Source organism: Thermostichus sp. OS-CIW-32 (assembly GCF_054060415.1).
In genome coordinates, this window is the sequence record NZ_JBSSDD010000010.1 from 1 (window position 1) to 15,803 (window position 15,803).

The window sequence follows — 15,803 nt, forward strand, 5'->3', positions numbered from 1 at the left end:
CACATGGCCGACACTGCGTTTTTAAAGGGCGTCGGCTACGGTCGGCGCTATCCTTCCCTGCCCTGAAGGACGGGGCTTGCCGCGCCTTTTGGTCAGCGGTGCGGAGCACTTTGGAGGCCAAGGCGGGGGCGGTAGTCTATAATCCTGCCAATTCCCCTAATGCGTTCGCGCCAGCGGTGCGGAGCACTTTCGTCGCCATGACTGAGGCTGTCTCTACTGCCGATTCTGCCTTGCTGACCGTACAAGGGCTGCGGGTTTTCTTGCCCAGCCGTGCAGCTGGCGAGCCCTCGGGATCCCCGGTGGTGGACGGGCTGTCTTTCCAGATCGGGATCGGCCAGACCTTAGGCCTGGTGGGGGAGTCGGGATCCGGCAAAACCATGACCGCCCTGACGCTGATTGATCTGCTGCCCAGCTCGGCTCGGGTGGAGGGCAAAATCCTCTTCAAGGGCCCTGACGGAACGGTGGACTGGCTGCAGTTGGATCCCCGGCAACGGCGGCGCTATCGCGGATCCCAGATCGCCATGATTTTCCAGGAGCCGAGCACCGCCCTCAACCCCCTCTACACCTGTGGCCAGCAGTTACAGGAAACCTTGAGGGCCAACACCTCCCTGAGCCCGGCGGAGATCCGCGCCCAAGCCATTCGCCTGTTTGAGGAGGTGCAGCTTTCTCCCCAGATGCTGGAGCGCTACCCTCATCAGCTCTCCGGCGGCCAAATCCAGCGGGCGGCCATCGCCTGTGCCATCGCCTCCAATCCCCAACTGTTGATTGCCGATGAGCCGACCACCGCTCTAGATGTTACGGTGCAAGCGGAAATCCTGCGCCTGCTCTGGGAGCTGCAGCAGCACCGGCAGATGGCCATCCTCTTCATCACCCACGATCTCAATTTGGTGGCCGAACTGGCAGATCAGGTGGTGGTGATGCGCCGGGGCCAAGCTGTGGAACAGGGATCGGTGGAGCAGATCTTTCGGGATCCCCAGCATCCCTACACCCGCGGCCTGTTGGCCTGTCGCCCGGTGTTGGAGCGGCGGTTGCGGCGGTTGCCCACCGTCCAGGATTTTCTGGAAAAAGGGGGATCCCCAGAGGAGCAGTGGCAGCAGGTGGAGATCCCGGCTGCCGTTCGCGTAAGCGGGACGGAGTCCTTAGAGGAAGAACGGCTGCGCCGGCTGTACAGTCAGCCCCCCCTGCTGCAGGTGCGGGATCTGCGAACCCACTACGCCGTCCGTCGAGGGCCATTTGGCCGCCAGGTGGGCGAGATCCGAGCTGTGGATGGGATCAGCTTTGACCTCTACCCCGGAGAGACCTTGGGGCTGGTGGGAGAGTCCGGCTGCGGCAAAACCACCCTGGGGCGAACCCTGTTGCGCCTGGTCCGTGCCAGCTCTGGCCAGGTGATCTACGACGGCGAGGAGCTGCTCCGCTTGCCGCCCCAACGCTTACGTCGTCTCCGCCGCGAGATTCAGCTGATCTTTCAGGATCCGGCAGCCTCACTGGATCCGCGCATGAGTGTGGGAGCCAGCGTCATAGAGCCAATGGCCCTGCACGGGATTGGGAGAAATGCTGCTGAGCGACGAGCACGGGCCCAACGCCTGTTTGAACGGGTAGGGTTGGATCCGGAAGCGCTGGATCGCCTGCCCCACCAGTTTTCCGGAGGACAGCGGCAGCGGATCTGTATTGCCCGCGCCCTGGCCTCGGAGCCCCGCCTGATCGTCTGCGATGAGGCAGTGTCTTCCCTGGATGTCTCCGTGCAGGCCCAGGTGCTGAACTTGCTCAAGGATCTGCAGGAGGAACTGGGGTTGGCCTACCTGTTCATCTCCCACGACCTGAGCGTGGTCAAGTTCATGAGCGACCGCATCATGGTCATGAACCGGGGCCGCATCGAAGAGCTTGGCCCCGCCTCCCAGATCTACCAGCAGCCGCAGCAGGACTACACCCGCCGCCTCATCGCCGCGTTCGCGCCAGCGGTGCGGAGCACTTCCCCCAAAGGGAATCCGAAAAAACGCACCCATTTGCCCCAAACGGGTTGAAAAGTTTCCCCTGCATCCGGCTCCGGGCTGGGCAACCCTGCGGGTTAACTTCGCAGTAAGATTTGCAATGAGGCTAAAATTAAGTAAACTTCCAGTCGTAAAGCTTCGGCTCTTTGTTAGCACATTTAACAAAACGTTTTATCCGCAGTTTGGGCTGCAACCGGCTATGGCTCGCATACTCATTATTGAGGACGACCCTTCGATTCTGGATATCCTGCGCATCAATCTGGAGTTGGCGGGCTACGAGGTTGTGAAGGCCACCGATGGGGTGCGCGGACAAGCACTGGCTCTGCAAGTTCTCCCCGATCTGATCATCCTCGACCTGATGCTGCCCCAGGTAGATGGCCTGACCGTTTGTCAGCGCTTGCGGCGGGAGGAGCGCACCAGTGAGATCCCGATTTTGATGCTCACCGCCCTCGGCCAAACTCAGGATAAGATCGAGGGTTTCAATGCCGGTGCCGACGACTACCTGACCAAGCCTTTTGAGGTGCAGGAGCTGCTGGTGCGGGTGCGGGCCCTGCTGCGTCGCTCAGACCGGATCCCACAGGCGGCCAAGCATGGGGAGATCCTCACCTATGGCCCTCTCACGCTGGTGCCGGAGCGCTTTGAGGCGTTGTGGTTCGGCAAAACGATCAAGCTCACCCACCTGGAGTTTGACCTGCTCCACTGTCTGATGCAGCGACATGGGCAGACCGTTTCCCCCAGCGAAATCCTGCAGGAGGTGTGGGGCTACGAGCCCGACGACGACATCGAGACCATCCGTGTTCACATCCGCCACCTGCGCACCAAGCTGGAGCCGGATCCCCGCCACCCCCAGTACATCAAAACCGTCTATGGGGCGGGCTACTGTCTGGAATTGCCCAACATCGCCGATCCCGTCCCACCGCAGCCAGAGCTGGCGAAAGATTCCCACAAATAATGATTCTTTCATGATTCTTGAGGATGCTGCTCACGCAACTGCTAATCTAGGGGATGCCCTGCTGCAGATTGCGCTCTGAGATCTATGCCTGGTGCCATTCGGTATTTGATGTGCCCACCCGATCACTACGAGGTGGACTATGTGATCAACCCCTGGATGGTGGGGAATGTTCACCGCTCTTCGCGAGAACGGGCGCTGCAGCAGTGGCAGGCTCTTTATCGGCATCTCTCGCAACGGGCGGAGGTGAAGCTGATCCAGCCGGTGCCGGGATGGCCGGATATGGTGTTTACGGCGAATGCTGGGCTCATCCTGGGATCCAAGGTGGTGCTGAGCCGTTTTTATCACCCAGAGCGGCAGGGGGAACAGCCCCATTTCAAGGCTTGGTTTGAGGAACAGGGCTACACCGTCTATGAGCTGCCGCCGGCCCTGGCTTTTGAGGGGGCGGGAGATGCTCTGTTGGATCGGGCAGGGCGCTGGCTGTGGGCGGGCTACGGCTTTCGCTCCATGTTGGAGTCTCACCCCTACTTGGCCAAGTGGCTGGGGATCGAGGTGTTGTCTTTGCGGCTGGTGGACGAGCGGTTCTACCACCTAGACACCTGCTTTTGCCCCCTCTCCGAAGGCTATTTGCTTTACTATCCACCGGCTTTTGATGCCTATTCCAACCGCTTGATCGAGATGCGGGTGCCCCCTGAAAAGCGGATCCCGGTTCAGGAGGCGGATGCCATTCACTTTGCCTGCAATGCCGTGGATGTGAACGGCACGATCTTGGTGAATCGGGTCAGCCCAGAGCTGGAAGCCGCCCTACAGGAGCGGGGATTTGCGGTGGTGCAGACGGAGCTGACGGAGTTCCTGAAAGCCGGTGGGGCGGCCAAGTGCCTGACGCTGCGCCTCGACGAGACGGTGGCTCCCCAAACCGATCCGGTGGCCACGGTGCTCAGCCGGACGGTGACCCTCCAGGGACACTTGGTGGACAGCGACCTGCTCACCAGAGCCGTCGATTGCATTGTCGACAATGGCGGCAGCTTCCAGATCCTCAAGTTTCAGCTTGGGGAAAAACGGCAGAGCACTTCCACGGTGGAACTGGCCGTTTCCGCTCCCACCGAAGAGACCCTGGATACCATTCTCAGCGCCTTGATCGAGCAGGGGGCCCGTCTCTCGGAGGAAACCCAGCAAGATGCCCGTCTGGAGCGGGTAGAGAAAGCAGGGGTAGCGCCCGACGATTTTTATGTCACCACCATCTATCCCACGCAGGTGCGGGTGGCCGGCCAGTGGATCCCGGTGCAGCGTCAGCGCATGGATGGGGTGATCGTGGTCAAGGGATCCGATTGCAATGGCAAGACGGAGTTTTCAGCCTATTGCACCCTGATTCGAGATTTGCAGGTGGGGGATGCCGTGGTGTGTGGGGTGGAAGGGATCCGCACCGTGCGCCAGGCCAGCAAAGAGCGCTCTTCCCAGGAGTTTACCTTTATGGGATCGGGGGTCTCCAGCGAGCGGCGGGTGGAGATCCTGGTGGAGCAGATTGCCTGGGAGCTGCGGCAAATCAAGGAGCGGGGCGGCAAAACGGTGGTGGTGGCAGGGCCGGTGGTCATCCACACAGGCGGCGGATCCCACTTGGCCACCCTCATCCGCGAAGGCTATGTGCAGGCGCTGCTGGGGGGCAATGCCATTGCCGTTCACGATTTGGAGCAGAATCTCTACGGCACCTCGCTGGGGGTGGATCTGTCGCGGGGCACCCCGGTCAAGGGCGGCCACAAGCATCACCTCAAAACCATCAACCTCATCCGCAAGTATGGCAGTATCCGAGCTGCGGTGGAAGCGGGCGTGATTACCGGCGGGGTGTTCTACGAGTGTATTCGCGCTCAGGTGCCCTTCTCCCTGGCGGGATCCATCCGCGACGATGGGCCGCTGCCAGATACGGAGATGGATCTGATCAAGGCCCAACAGGATTATGCGCGGCTGCTGCAGGGGGCCGACATGGTGCTGATGCTCTCCAGCATGTTGCACTCCATTGGTGCCGGGAACATGACGCCTGCCGGGGTCAAGCTGATCTGCGTGGACATTAACCCGGCAGTGGTGACCAAGCTGGCCGATCGGGGATCCCTGGAGTCGGTGGGGATTGTTACCGATGTGGGCCTGTTCTTGAGTTTGTTGGTGCAGCAGTTGGCGCGTTTGGGGCAGGTGTATGAGCGCCCGCAACCTGCTCTTGCTGCCCGCTAGCCACCCCATCCATAAGCGCTGTTATCTTTTGGGATCCTTAAACTGGGATCCTCAAGCCTCAAAAGGGTATGCCTTTTATTAGCCTGTTGACGGATTTTGGCCTGCAGGATCCCTATGTGGGCATTATGAAAGGGGTGATTCATACCCTTTCCCCACAGGCTCAACTCATCGACCTCAGCCATGGGATCCCGCCTCAGGATGTGGCGGCGGCTCGCTTTGCCCTGATGACGGCCTACCCCTATCTGCCGTCGGGCACCATTCACCTGGCCGTTGTGGATCCAGGGGTGGGGAGTAGCCGCCGGGCGGTAGCCATCCAAACCGAGACGGGCTTTTTGGTTGGCCCTGACAATGGCCTGTTCAGCGGCGTTTTGGCCCAAACTCCGGCGCTGGCTGCTGTGGAACTCAACCGGCCCCGCTATTGGCGCACCCCCTCTCCCAGCCGCACCTTTCATGGGCGGGATATTTTTGCCCCGGTTGCCGCTCATCTGGCCAACGGGATCCCTTTGGCGGAGCTGGGGGATCCCCTAGACGTAGCAGAACTAACCCGCTGGGAGTGGCCGCCACCCCAGATGGAGACCAACGGCTGTCGCGGCCTGGTCCAGGCCATCGACCACTTCGGCAACGGCATCACCAACCTGCCCGGACAGTGGGTGGAAGGTCGAAGCTGGAGCGCCTGGATCAAAGGGATCCCCGTCCGCTCCGTGGCCACCTTTGCTGAGGGAGAAGTTGGGGAAGTGCTGGCCCTGGTGGGCAGCTCCGGCTGGGTGGAGATCGTGCAAAACCGAGGCAATGCCAGCCGTGCCTTGGGTTTCAAAGTGGGAGATGAGGTGCGCGTGCAGTGGAGCGGCTAGATCCCCTCGCCTGAAAAGAGAGGGAGAGACTGGGGATCCTAGGCAGGTTGGCTTTCCACCGTCACGGCTTCCGTCGGAGTAGTGGGGTTTGAGGCGCCCACTTGGACTTTGATCACCCGCGCTGCGTCGGCTTTGGGCAGAGTGAGGGTGAGGATGCCGTCGCGATAGGTGGCCGAGACTTTCTCCGGCTGGATGCGGCGGGCCAGCTTGAGGATGCGTTGAAAAGGTTGGGGCTCCACTTCTTGGTAGCGCAATTCAGCACCTTCAGGGCCGTGAACCTGGATCTCGCCGCTGATGGAGAGCTGTTGAGCCGTGGCCTCGATGTGGAAGCGTTCCCGATTGGCACCGGGCACCCACAACTGGACGGTGTAGGCTTCGCCGCTCTCCCAAACCTGCAGAGGAGTGGGCAGGAAGGAGCGAGAGCGTCCCCGGTTGGGCTCCGCTTGCAGAGCTTGTACCTCGAAAAGCGGGCTGAAGTAAAGAGTTGCCATAGTGTCTCCTAGGGTAAATAGGCTAAGTCATCAATGGAGTTGAGGGAAGCGAAGAGATCTCGGCAAAGAAGGCTTGGCCTGCACTTGGGATTTGAATTCACAAAATCCTGCTCTGATCATCCAAGAAAGCCATCCCAGCGAGGGAGGGCAAACCGATCTGCGATAGGCAGGATCCCCTCACCTCATGGGGAAGAGGGATGAAAACAAACAGGGCAATCCAATGGTTCACTCGAAACATTTTGCTCAAAACAGAATGGGGTAGATGTGAGTGAAAAAAGAAGACCGTTATGGATCCCACTCCCATTCCCATCCGATTTCAGGTGAACGGCCAACCCTATGGGCAGGTGGTTCCGCCGGGGATCACTCTGCTGAGCTTGTTGCGGGAGCTGGTCTGGGTGGGGGTACGCCGTGCCTGCGACTCGGGGGATTGCGGGGCTTGCACGGTGCTGTTGGAGGGGGATCCCGTCCACAGTTGCCTGTACCCGGCGGCGCGCTTGCAGGGCCAAGCCATCACCACCATCGAGGGGTTGGCCAGAGGCGGGGAATGGGATCCGATCGCGTCAGCGGGACGGAGTCCTTTGTCGCTACGCGACGCTAACGCGAACGCGTAAGCGGGACGGAGTCCTTGCATTTCACCAAATTTTCGGGCTGGAGGCCCGCACCATAGCCGCAGGCTTGGTGTCGGGAGGAAAGCCCTCCTCCATATAGGTTTGCTGGTCAAAAGTCTGGATGAACTACAATAAGCCCATGAGCCAGACTACCTCTGTACGTTGCAAGCTGATAGTCCCACAAGAGTTGCGTCAAGAAATTGACCGCACTTTGCAGGGCTTTGCGAATGCTTGCAACCAGATTCTCGACACCGCCAAACAAAAGAACTGCTGGAACACCGCCAAGCTGCACCACTTGGTCTATCGGCCGGTAAGGGCAGCAACGGGGCTGAAAGCCAACCACGTCTGTCAGGCGCTCCGTCGGGTGATTAGCAATGCCAAGGCGGTGAAGCAAGTCCACAAGTTCCGCCCCACCAGTCTGACTTTGGACGCGCGTACTTTTAAGTACCGAGAGTCCGACCAAGCCGTGGGCGTAACCCTGATAAGCGGACGGGTTTGGCTCAAGCTCAAGATTGGCGGTTATCAAATCGCTTTGCTGCGGGGGCAAGCGCCCACCAGCGCAACCCTGTCCAAGACCAAGCAAGGGGACTACTACATCAACATTGCTGTTGAGCTGGACACTCCCCCAACTGGCAAAACTCCAAAGGTAATCGGAGTTGACTTGGGCAGGCGGGATATCGCCACCGCTAGCAACGGACGCTCTTGGAGTGGAGAGCACATCCAGGCCGTCCGTGACCGGTTCAGCCGTGTACGCGCCAAGGTTCAATCCAAACGCACTCGCAGCTCTAGGAGGCTGCTGAGAAGGCTCTCTGGGAGAGAACGGCGCTACCAGACATGGCTGAACCATAACATCAGCAAAACCTTGGTCAGGGATGCCCAGGCTATTGGTGCGGCACTGGCTTTTGAAGACTTGACAGGCATCAGAGATTGCCTGAATCAGAAGTCTCGAAGTAAGGCTGAGCGGCGCAGGACTAACAACTGGGCGTTCTACCAGCTCAGGATGTTTGTAGCCTACAAGGCTGCCATTGCCGGAGTGCCTGTGGTGCTGGTGCCGCCTGCCTATACCAGTCAGACCTGCCACAAATGCCTGCACATCCACCCTGAGCGGGGTAAGTCCTACCGCAATGGTAAGTCGTTCAAGTGTGGACACTGCGGGTGGGAAGGGGATGCTGACCATAACGCTGCTCAAGTAATCTCTCTCCTTGGGGCGACTGTAAACTCGCCTGAAATTCCGAAACTTAGCTGTCCTCTGGGGCCGCTAGGGATTGGGATAAAGCCCGCACCCTGCGCATAGCGCGGGTGTCGGGTAGTTTACAAAAGCTTGAATCGAGATGTTTTGTGAGTTTGCAAATGGCTACATAGGTAGTTGTGGGCTACGTGGGGATTATGAAAAAAATTAAGACTTTTGGCACAGCGGCAATTTTCGCCAGTAGTCCGGCACTAGGATGGCTTCCAAGTATACCCGGCGGGATCCCATGTATGTATATTGCCCGGAGGAGTTTCTGGGAAGCAGAACCCAGTGCAACCTAGAAGCATTGATAGAACGGCTGGAAGAGGGGGGCCGCACCCTTTTGAGCCAGTTGTTTGACGTTCGTTACCCTTACTGGAAGCGTAATCTCCGCAACAACATTCGCTTGGTGGGGGAGCTGCGCTATGTAGGCGAGGTACCCGTTCTGGTTTTGTTTGGCCTCTGGCCGAGAGGCAGTCACGAATACCGGGAGTTCTTAGACCGACGGCGAGATCCGGATTATCAAGAACGGGTGCGGAGCTGGGTGCCCGATGACCGTTTGCAGGCGTGGCTGGCGCAGCGGCACGAACCAGGGGATCCGCCAAACCATCTCCCCCCTCTGCCCGACGAGCTGTATGAATGGACACAGTTCTTGAATGCTCCCAATCCGCAGGAGCGGCTGGTGTTGGAAAGTGGGGAATGGGTTCGGCAAGTACGGGCCCTTTCTCCAGAGCAGCGGCGCCAGGCTTACCAAGCAGTATCCCGCTTGGTAGATGACATTGAAGGCAGGCTCTACCGGCAGCTCCCGCCGTTTTATCTGGAGGCAGAGGTCAAATGCTGGCAGGAGGGATCCCTGTATCTGGCTGTCAGCTTGGTGCAAGTCTGGGAGCAGCCGGGGAGATTGTTTCCATTTCTCATCGGGGTTTACGACCACGCCCCAGAGCAAAAGGAACGGTTTGAGCTGGGATGCCAAACCTGCCTCTTTGGGATGAAAGCCAAGCAGCCAGACATTCTCCAGCACCCGCAACCTTTGGAGGTGTGGAAGCGGTACGCCCGTCGCGCCTACCCCGACTACATGGTGGCGGATGAGACCATTTGGTTGGAAATGCAGGAGATCACAGAGGGAAATTTGGCTTTGTCCATGGAGGAGGAAGAAATCCTGCAGAGTACATCCATGCCCCTACTGATCAACGGAAGGGCCGGGAGTGGCAAATCTTTGATGTTGTACTACCGCTTTGCCGACTATTGCAGCCACTACCTCAAAACTTCAAAACAGAGACCTCTTGAGTACCGCCCTCTCTTTTTGACCTATAGCCCCAGTTTGGTGCAGCAAGCTCGCAACAGGGTAAGTTCAATTTTGCGCATCAGCCACCGCTATCGGGAGGAGGGGTGCAGCTTCTCCACAGAAGAAATTCAGCAATGTCAAACTTTTTTTAGCACTTTTCAGGATTACCTGCTGAACTGCCTTCCTGCCGAGCGGCAAGAACGCTACCAACCGGATCGGTATGTCAATTTTTATCGATTTCAGAGCTGGTATTGTGGTCGCCGCGATGTAGAGCTGGCTTGGCACACCATTCGCACGCTGATCAAAGGCTATGAGGTCAGTGACTATTTGGATCCCGATAGCTACCGAGAATTGCCTGAGGCCGACCGCAGTGTGGATGAAGAAGCCTTCGAGCGGATTTACGAAGAGATTTGGCCGGGTTACCGGGATCGAACCACCCACGAGGGCTACTGGGATGACCAAGATTTGGCCAGAGATGTGCTGCAAAATGGCACTCTTAATCCTATTCATCCAGTCATTTTTTGCGATGAGGTTCAGGACTTTACCCAACTTGAGCTGAATATCATTTTTTGCTTATCTCCTTGGGGAAAATACAAGTTGGATTGGGCTATTGATCGCCTGCCCTATGCCTTTGCCGGGGATCCCTTGCAAACCATTAACCCAACGGGATTTCGTTGGGCTGCTCTGAAAAAATATCTCTACGAGCATATCCGCGCCTACTTGTTGCCGAGCCATCCCTTTGAGATTGCAGGCCCGCAGGAGCTGAGAAACAACTATCGCAGCAATCCACAAGTTACTCGTTTTAGCAATGTAGTCAACCTGTGGCGGCGAGTTCTCAGCAAGAGTCGAGAAATCTATCCCCAACAGCCCTGGCGTCCCCATGAGCAGGGCATGCCGGTTCAAAGGTTTGTGCTGGATGGTCAGGAAAGAAACTTAATCGAAGATGAGCTTAGAAAAATGCTTAGTGATCTCACAGGAACAGTCTGTATCTTACCCTGTCCTGTGGGAGAGGAGCTGAACTACGTGCGTCAGGATCCCGAACTCCAGAAGATCTTTGCCGAGGAATTGAAGCAGAATCTTAAACCACCGCTCCTGCAAACTGCTACGTCTGTTAAGGGAATGGAGTTCAAAAAAGTTATCCTCTACAAGTTTGGAAACGCCTATCGACAAAACTTTAACCGGCAGCTTAATTATTACGCCCGAGGAGCTGGGGAGGCGATATCCCTGCAAATCCATTATTTTCTCAACCAATTGTATGTCGGCATTACCCGCCCCATCGAGGCCCTGGCCATTGTGGACACCTCTGCCGGTTGGCGGGAGTTCTGGGATCCAAGCTTAGAATCCAACTCTTGGCTCGATCATCCTTCTCTGCAACCGGATCGGTCGGAATGGGAGACCGACCCACCGGTATTGGGTTACCCTGTCAAAGGCATCAATATCCAGTACTGGACCAATACAAGCTTGGAAGATCTGCAGGAGGCAGCTCTTGAGCTTCTCAGGCGCGGCATCGAGGAGGGCAACCTCAAACTTCTGGAGGATGTTCAAACTCTGGCGCGGAAGGCAAAAAAACCACCTCTAGAACAGGAATGTCAGGCCTGGCTCCTCAAGCTCCAGAGGGATTACGTTTCCGCAGGGCAAAAGTTCCTGAGCCTGGAGCAGTCTGCTTTGCCCAACAAAAATCTTAAACGAGAAGCCTGGGAGTGCTTTTGGAGAGGGAAGGCCTGGTTGGAGCTGCAGCGTAACGCCGCCTACTTTGCTGGATGTCCTGGGATCCCAGACTACAGCCCCTTGGTGGACTTGATGGTGGCGACCCAAAGAACCTCTGTCAAGTCTATGGAGCGCTTCCGACAGGTGGTGCGGGTGCGAGATTGGCTGAGCGTTGAAGTCAGCCCCAAAGATAGGGACTTCGTCCCGCTTACACGAACGGATTCCACCTGGAAAGAGTGTGTACAGCAATTTTTGGCAGAGCTTGAGCAAGTTCTCAACAACTTGGGAACTTTCTGCCCCCAGGAAGAGGCCCGCAGCTGGTTTTTGCAAGAGACCCTTGAGGCTTTGAAGGGACGTCTGGCCTTTCTCGGCCAGCGGCAGCCGTTCGCGAATCAGTACTACAAGATTTGGGGTATCTGTCACTTCTATCGGCAGGAATTTGAGCGGGCGGTAGAGGTTTGGGATCAGGGGGGCCAAACGGAGCATTCCCCCTACTACCGGGCCAAGATCCACCTGGAACCCCTTCCCGGCAAGGTGAGGTGGCTATCCAAAGACCGCCAAGACTCGGTGGTGCTGGACCGATGGCAAGAGGCAGGACGTCCCCTCACAGGCGAGTGGGCAGAGTACATCGGCGACGTCGTCACCAGTCTGGAGCGCTTGAAAGACTGGCCGCTGATGCTGCGAGTTCTGATCCAGTGCCGAGAGTGGGAGAAGCTCTGGAAAACGGTGCAGGCCCATCCTCAGGCGTGGCAGCGGGGACATGACTACGAGCTGGTGGCTGCCATGGCCCGGGATATCCGGACCAACTGGGAAGACTTAAGGCGCAAATCCCCTGGGCTGCGAGATTTTCTGCAGGAAGTGGTTACCAGCACACAGATGGAGCGGGCCTGGTGGCTACAGCCCCTGGAGGTAGGCTTGGCTTGTGAGCGATTGGGCCACTACCGAGACACGCTCAGGTTTTACGAGCGCTTCACCGAAAGCAGAACCGGCAGGCTGACCAGGCAGCAACGCTCTCAAATTCGGCAGCGCTGGCTGGTGACCCACCAAAGGTATCAAGAGGTTCTCCAAGCGGAGGGGCGCCCAACAGATCGTTTGGCGGAGGAGTTTCGACAGGCTCAAGAGCGTTGGAGGGAGCAGCTGCCCCAGGCAGAACCTGAGCTGGACGAACGGGATCCCTGGGCGCTTGACTTTGTGGAGCACCCCAGCCCTGTCCAAAGTTGGCTGCTGCAGCGGGCCCAAACCGACACCCAGAGCCGACTCAGAGCGGAAATCGCCCAGGCGCTGGAGCATCTGGACGAACGACACTTGCAGCAGGTGCACAGCTTGATCCAGCGCTTTTCGCGCGCCGACCCATCCACCTAGGCTGGCTCCGAACGCAGGCCGGGAGGCCTATTGCAGGATTTGGCGCAGGCGCTCCAAGGCCCGTCGGTTCTCTTCAGGGGTGCCCACCGTCAGACGCAGCCCCCCACCCGTGTAGCGCACACCAGTCCCCAGCTCCTGCCAGGCCCGCTGCAGCTCTTGGGGATCCCAGCCGGCCACCCGGAAGTAGAGGAAGTTGGCTTGGCTGGGCCACACCCGCACCCCTGGCAGCTCCTGCAGAGCTTGATAAAGGGCTTCCCGCTCCTGACAAATTAGCGTCACGTCGGCCAAAAGCTCCTCGGCATGCTCCAAAGCCATCTGAACCGCCCACTGAGAAAGGGCCGTGAGGTTGTAGGGCAGGCGGATCCCATCCAACACTTGCATAAGCTGTGGATGACCCACAGCATAGCCCACCCGGTGGGCCGCCAGGCGAAAGGCTTTGGAGAAGGTGCGCAAGATTACCCAGTTGGGATGCTCCGCCAATTTGGGCAGGGCTGTGTGCCGGCTGAACTCAAAATAGGCCTCATCCAAAATCACCAGAATCTCTTCGGGCAGCCCTTCCACCCACTCCCACTCTGCAGCCGTCAGGCCATTCCCCGTCGGCGAGTTGGGATCCACCAGGCACACCACCCGAATCGGATGCTCCCTCAAAGCCTGTTGACATCGCTCTAGATCCAGAGCAAACGTCTCCGGGTCGCGGGGAACCCGCACCACTGGGATCCCCAGGCTCTGGGCCAGGATGGCGTACATGGAGAAGGTGGGCTCTGCCACCAAAATGCCGCCCCGCCCGCCCAGACAGGTGGCAATCAGCAGGGAGCGGATCAGCTCATCCGACCCATTGCCCAGGCTGATCTGCTCTGGCTCCGCTCCGGCATAGGCGGCGATGGCTTGCTTCAGGCCCCGGTGGTGGGCATCGGGATAGCGGTTGCTGGGGATCCCCTTTTCCCAAAGGAGGGAGAGCTTCTGCTTGAAGCCCACCGGCCAATCGAGGGGGAACTCATTGGCATCCAGCTTGTCGGCAGCCGGGGCAGGCACGGCGTCGTAGGGCTTGAGGTGAAGCAAATCGGGGCGCAGATACTGCAGAGCACACATCTTCCTGACGGGGAGAAGTAGCTATTATATCAGGGCCAACCCGACCACTTATTCTTTTGTCAGGGATCCCTGCTGACGTAGCGCCTCAAAAAGGGCAATCGCTACGGCATTGCTGAGGTTCAGGCTGCGCACCGGCCCCCGCAGTGGGATGCGCACGCTGGGATAGGTTTCCAAGAACAGAGGATCCAACCCCCGGCTTTCGCTGCCGAACACCAACCAGTCTCCCGGCTGATAGGTTACTTCCGTATAGAGGGCTTTGCCGCGCACACTAAAACACCAGAACCGGGCCTCAGGGTGGGCCTGCACCAGAGCAGACCAAGAGGGGTAGCGATACAGTTGGACGTGCTGCCAATAGTCCAGCCCCGCCCGCTTGAGGTAGCGATCCGAAAGGCGAAACCCCAGAGGATCCACCAGATGGAGAGGCGTATCGGTGGCTGCACAGGTGCGGGCGATATTCCCCGTATTGGCCGGGATCTCTGGGGCAACCAAAACAACGTGGAAGGGCATAATCCTATCCTACTTGCCCCCAAATCCGCGGTTGCCGCCCCCTTTTTTACCCCCACCTTTGCCCGGCTTGCGGCTGGGCTGTTGCCGAGAGGGAGAGGCCGTTGAACGTCCGCGCCAACTGGGATCCCCGCCGGGAAGAGAGGTACGCCCACCCCCCCAACCCATACCGGGAAAACCGCCACCCATGCCCATGTTGCGCATCATGTCGCGCATGCGTTGAAAATCACTGACCAGTCGGCTGACATCCTCCAGCTTGTGGCCAGATCCGCGGGCCACCCGTCGTTTGCGGCTGACGCTGCGGGCCAACAGATCCGGGTTGCGCCGCTCTTCGGGGGTCATGGAGTTGATCATGGCTTCGGCGCGGGCCAGTTGGTCTTGTCCCTTTTGCAGTTGTTCCTCGCTGATTTTGCCCATCCCCGGCATCAGTCTCAGCAGCCCTGCCAAGGATCCCATGCGTTTGATCAGGCGCATCTGCTTGAGGAAATCGGTGAAATCAAACTGGGCAGTCATCATCTTCTCCGCCATGCTGGCGGCATCTCCCAGGTCGATTTCCTCTTGGGCTTTTTCCACCAAGCTGAGGATATCCCCCATACCCAGAATGCGGGAGGCCATGCGATCCGGGTAGAAGGGATCCAGCGCTTCCACCTTTTCGCCGACGCCGATGAACTTGATGGGCTGACCGGACACTTGGCGAATGGAAAGGGCGGCCCCACCGCGGGTGTCCCCATCCAGCTTGGTGAGAATGGCCCCAGTGATGCCCAAGCGCTCGTGGAAGGCTCGGGTAAGGCTGGCTGCCTCTTGGCCGATCATGGCATCCACCACCAGCAGGATCTCGTGGGGCTGCACCGCCGCCTTGATCCGCTCCAGCTCCGCCATCATCTCCAGGTCAATCTGCAAACGACCGGCAGTGTCCAAAATCACGTAGTCGTAGCCCTGCTGCCGGGCCGTCTCCACCCCCTGCCGGGCAATCTCGACGGGATCTGCTTTGCCCAGGTCGAAAACGGGGATCTGAATTTGCTGGCCCAGCGTCTTGAGCTGGTCGATGGCCGCCGGACGGTAGATGTCTCCGGCCACCATGAGAGACTTCTTGCCCTGCTTGCGCAAATACAGAGCCAACTTGGCGCAGGTGGTGGTTTTCCCGGATCCCTGCAAACCGGCCATGAGGACAATGGTGGGAGGCTGCTCCGCTTGGGCAATGGGCACGTTGGCTTCCCCCATCACTTTCACCAGCTCGTCGTGGACGATCTTGATGAACTGCTGATCCGGCGTCACCCCCAGGATGACCTCGGAGCCCAGGGCAGCTTCCCGCACATCCTCGATGAACTGCTTCACCACCTGCAAGTTGACATCCGCATCCAGCAGGGCTCGCCGCACCTCCCGCAGAGCTTCTTGAATGTTGGTTTCGGTGATCTTGTCCTGGCCGCGCAGCTTTCTCCAGGCCAATTCCAACTTCTCGGAGAGGGCATCAAACATGGGTGCTGTCTATCCTGTCAGGCGCTTTGGGGGCATTTCCTACCG

The 15,803-nt window shown here is 58.8% G+C and carries 11 protein-coding genes; 7 read left to right on the forward strand and 4 right to left on the reverse strand.

Going from position 1 to position 15,803, the window contains the following annotated elements; translation table 11 throughout:
* Positions 1-197: 197 nt before the first annotated feature.
* The 4 genes from ACVWY8_RS10830 to ACVWY8_RS10845 all read left to right on the forward strand — a co-directional run bounded on the left by ACVWY8_RS10830 (position 198) and on the right by ACVWY8_RS10845 (position 6,008).
* Positions 198-2,021 carry an ABC transporter ATP-binding protein gene (locus tag ACVWY8_RS10830; RefSeq protein WP_457394766.1) on the forward strand — a complete coding sequence of 608 codons (1,824 nt, stop codon included), beginning with the start codon at positions 198-200 and terminating at the stop codon, positions 2,019-2,021.
* A gap of 166 nt (positions 2,022-2,187) precedes the next feature.
* Positions 2,188-2,940, forward strand: a complete 753-nt coding sequence (locus tag ACVWY8_RS10835; RefSeq protein WP_011431916.1) for a response regulator transcription factor — start codon at positions 2,188-2,190, stop codon at positions 2,938-2,940.
* An 84-nt stretch (positions 2,941-3,024) separates the two neighbouring features.
* Entirely contained in the window at positions 3,025-5,157 is a 2,133-nt protein-coding gene (gene argZ, locus ACVWY8_RS10840; protein WP_414384367.1) for a bifunctional arginine dihydrolase/ornithine cyclodeaminase, read from the forward strand.
* Positions 5,158-5,225: 68 nt separating this feature from the next.
* Entirely contained in the window at positions 5,226-6,008 is a 783-nt protein-coding gene (locus ACVWY8_RS10845; protein ID WP_414374393.1) for an SAM hydrolase/SAM-dependent halogenase family protein, read from the forward strand.
* A 38-nt stretch (positions 6,009-6,046) separates the two neighbouring features.
* Here ACVWY8_RS10845 and ACVWY8_RS10850 read toward each other — a convergent pair whose 3' ends face one another.
* A complete protein-coding gene (locus tag ACVWY8_RS10850) occupies positions 6,047-6,499 on the reverse strand; it encodes an Hsp20/alpha crystallin family protein (RefSeq protein WP_011431920.1) in 453 nt (150 codons plus the stop codon).
* Between the two features lie 287 nt (positions 6,500-6,786).
* On the opposite strand from ACVWY8_RS10850, the gene ACVWY8_RS10855 reads away from it, so the two are divergent.
* The 3 genes from ACVWY8_RS10855 (at position 6,787) to ACVWY8_RS10865 (ending at position 12,689) form a co-directional block, all read left to right on the forward strand.
* Positions 6,787-7,110, forward strand: coding sequence for a (2Fe-2S)-binding protein (locus ACVWY8_RS10855; RefSeq protein ID WP_457394769.1), 324 nt, complete (start codon positions 6,787-6,789; stop codon positions 7,108-7,110).
* A 136-nt stretch (positions 7,111-7,246) separates the two neighbouring features.
* Complete coding sequence (locus tag ACVWY8_RS10860; protein WP_457394772.1) at positions 7,247-8,401, forward strand: RNA-guided endonuclease InsQ/TnpB family protein; 1,155 nt, start codon at positions 7,247-7,249, stop codon at positions 8,399-8,401.
* Positions 8,402-8,552: 151 nt separating this feature from the next.
* Positions 8,553-12,689, forward strand: coding sequence for a hypothetical protein (locus ACVWY8_RS10865; protein ID WP_457394775.1), 4,137 nt, complete (start codon positions 8,553-8,555; stop codon positions 12,687-12,689).
* Between the two features lie 27 nt (positions 12,690-12,716).
* On the opposite strand, the gene ACVWY8_RS10870 is transcribed toward ACVWY8_RS10865, so the two are convergent.
* The 3 genes from ACVWY8_RS10870 to ffh are packed head-to-tail and all read right to left on the reverse strand — an operon-like array spanning position 12,717 to position 15,758.
* Positions 12,717-13,778 (reverse strand): histidinol-phosphate transaminase, encoded by a 1,062-nt coding sequence (locus ACVWY8_RS10870; protein ID WP_457394778.1) that lies wholly within the window; start codon positions 13,776-13,778, stop codon positions 12,717-12,719.
* Positions 13,779-13,826: 48 nt separating this feature from the next.
* Positions 13,827-14,285: a tRNA (cytidine(34)-2'-O)-methyltransferase gene (locus ACVWY8_RS10875; RefSeq protein WP_011431928.1), complete on the reverse strand. Its 459-nt coding sequence runs from the start codon at positions 14,283-14,285 to the stop codon at positions 13,827-13,829.
* A 9-nt stretch (positions 14,286-14,294) separates the two neighbouring features.
* Entirely contained in the window at positions 14,295-15,758 is a 1,464-nt protein-coding gene (gene ffh / locus ACVWY8_RS10880; protein ID WP_011431929.1) for a signal recognition particle protein, read from the reverse strand.
* Positions 15,759-15,803: the final 45 nt, after the last annotated feature.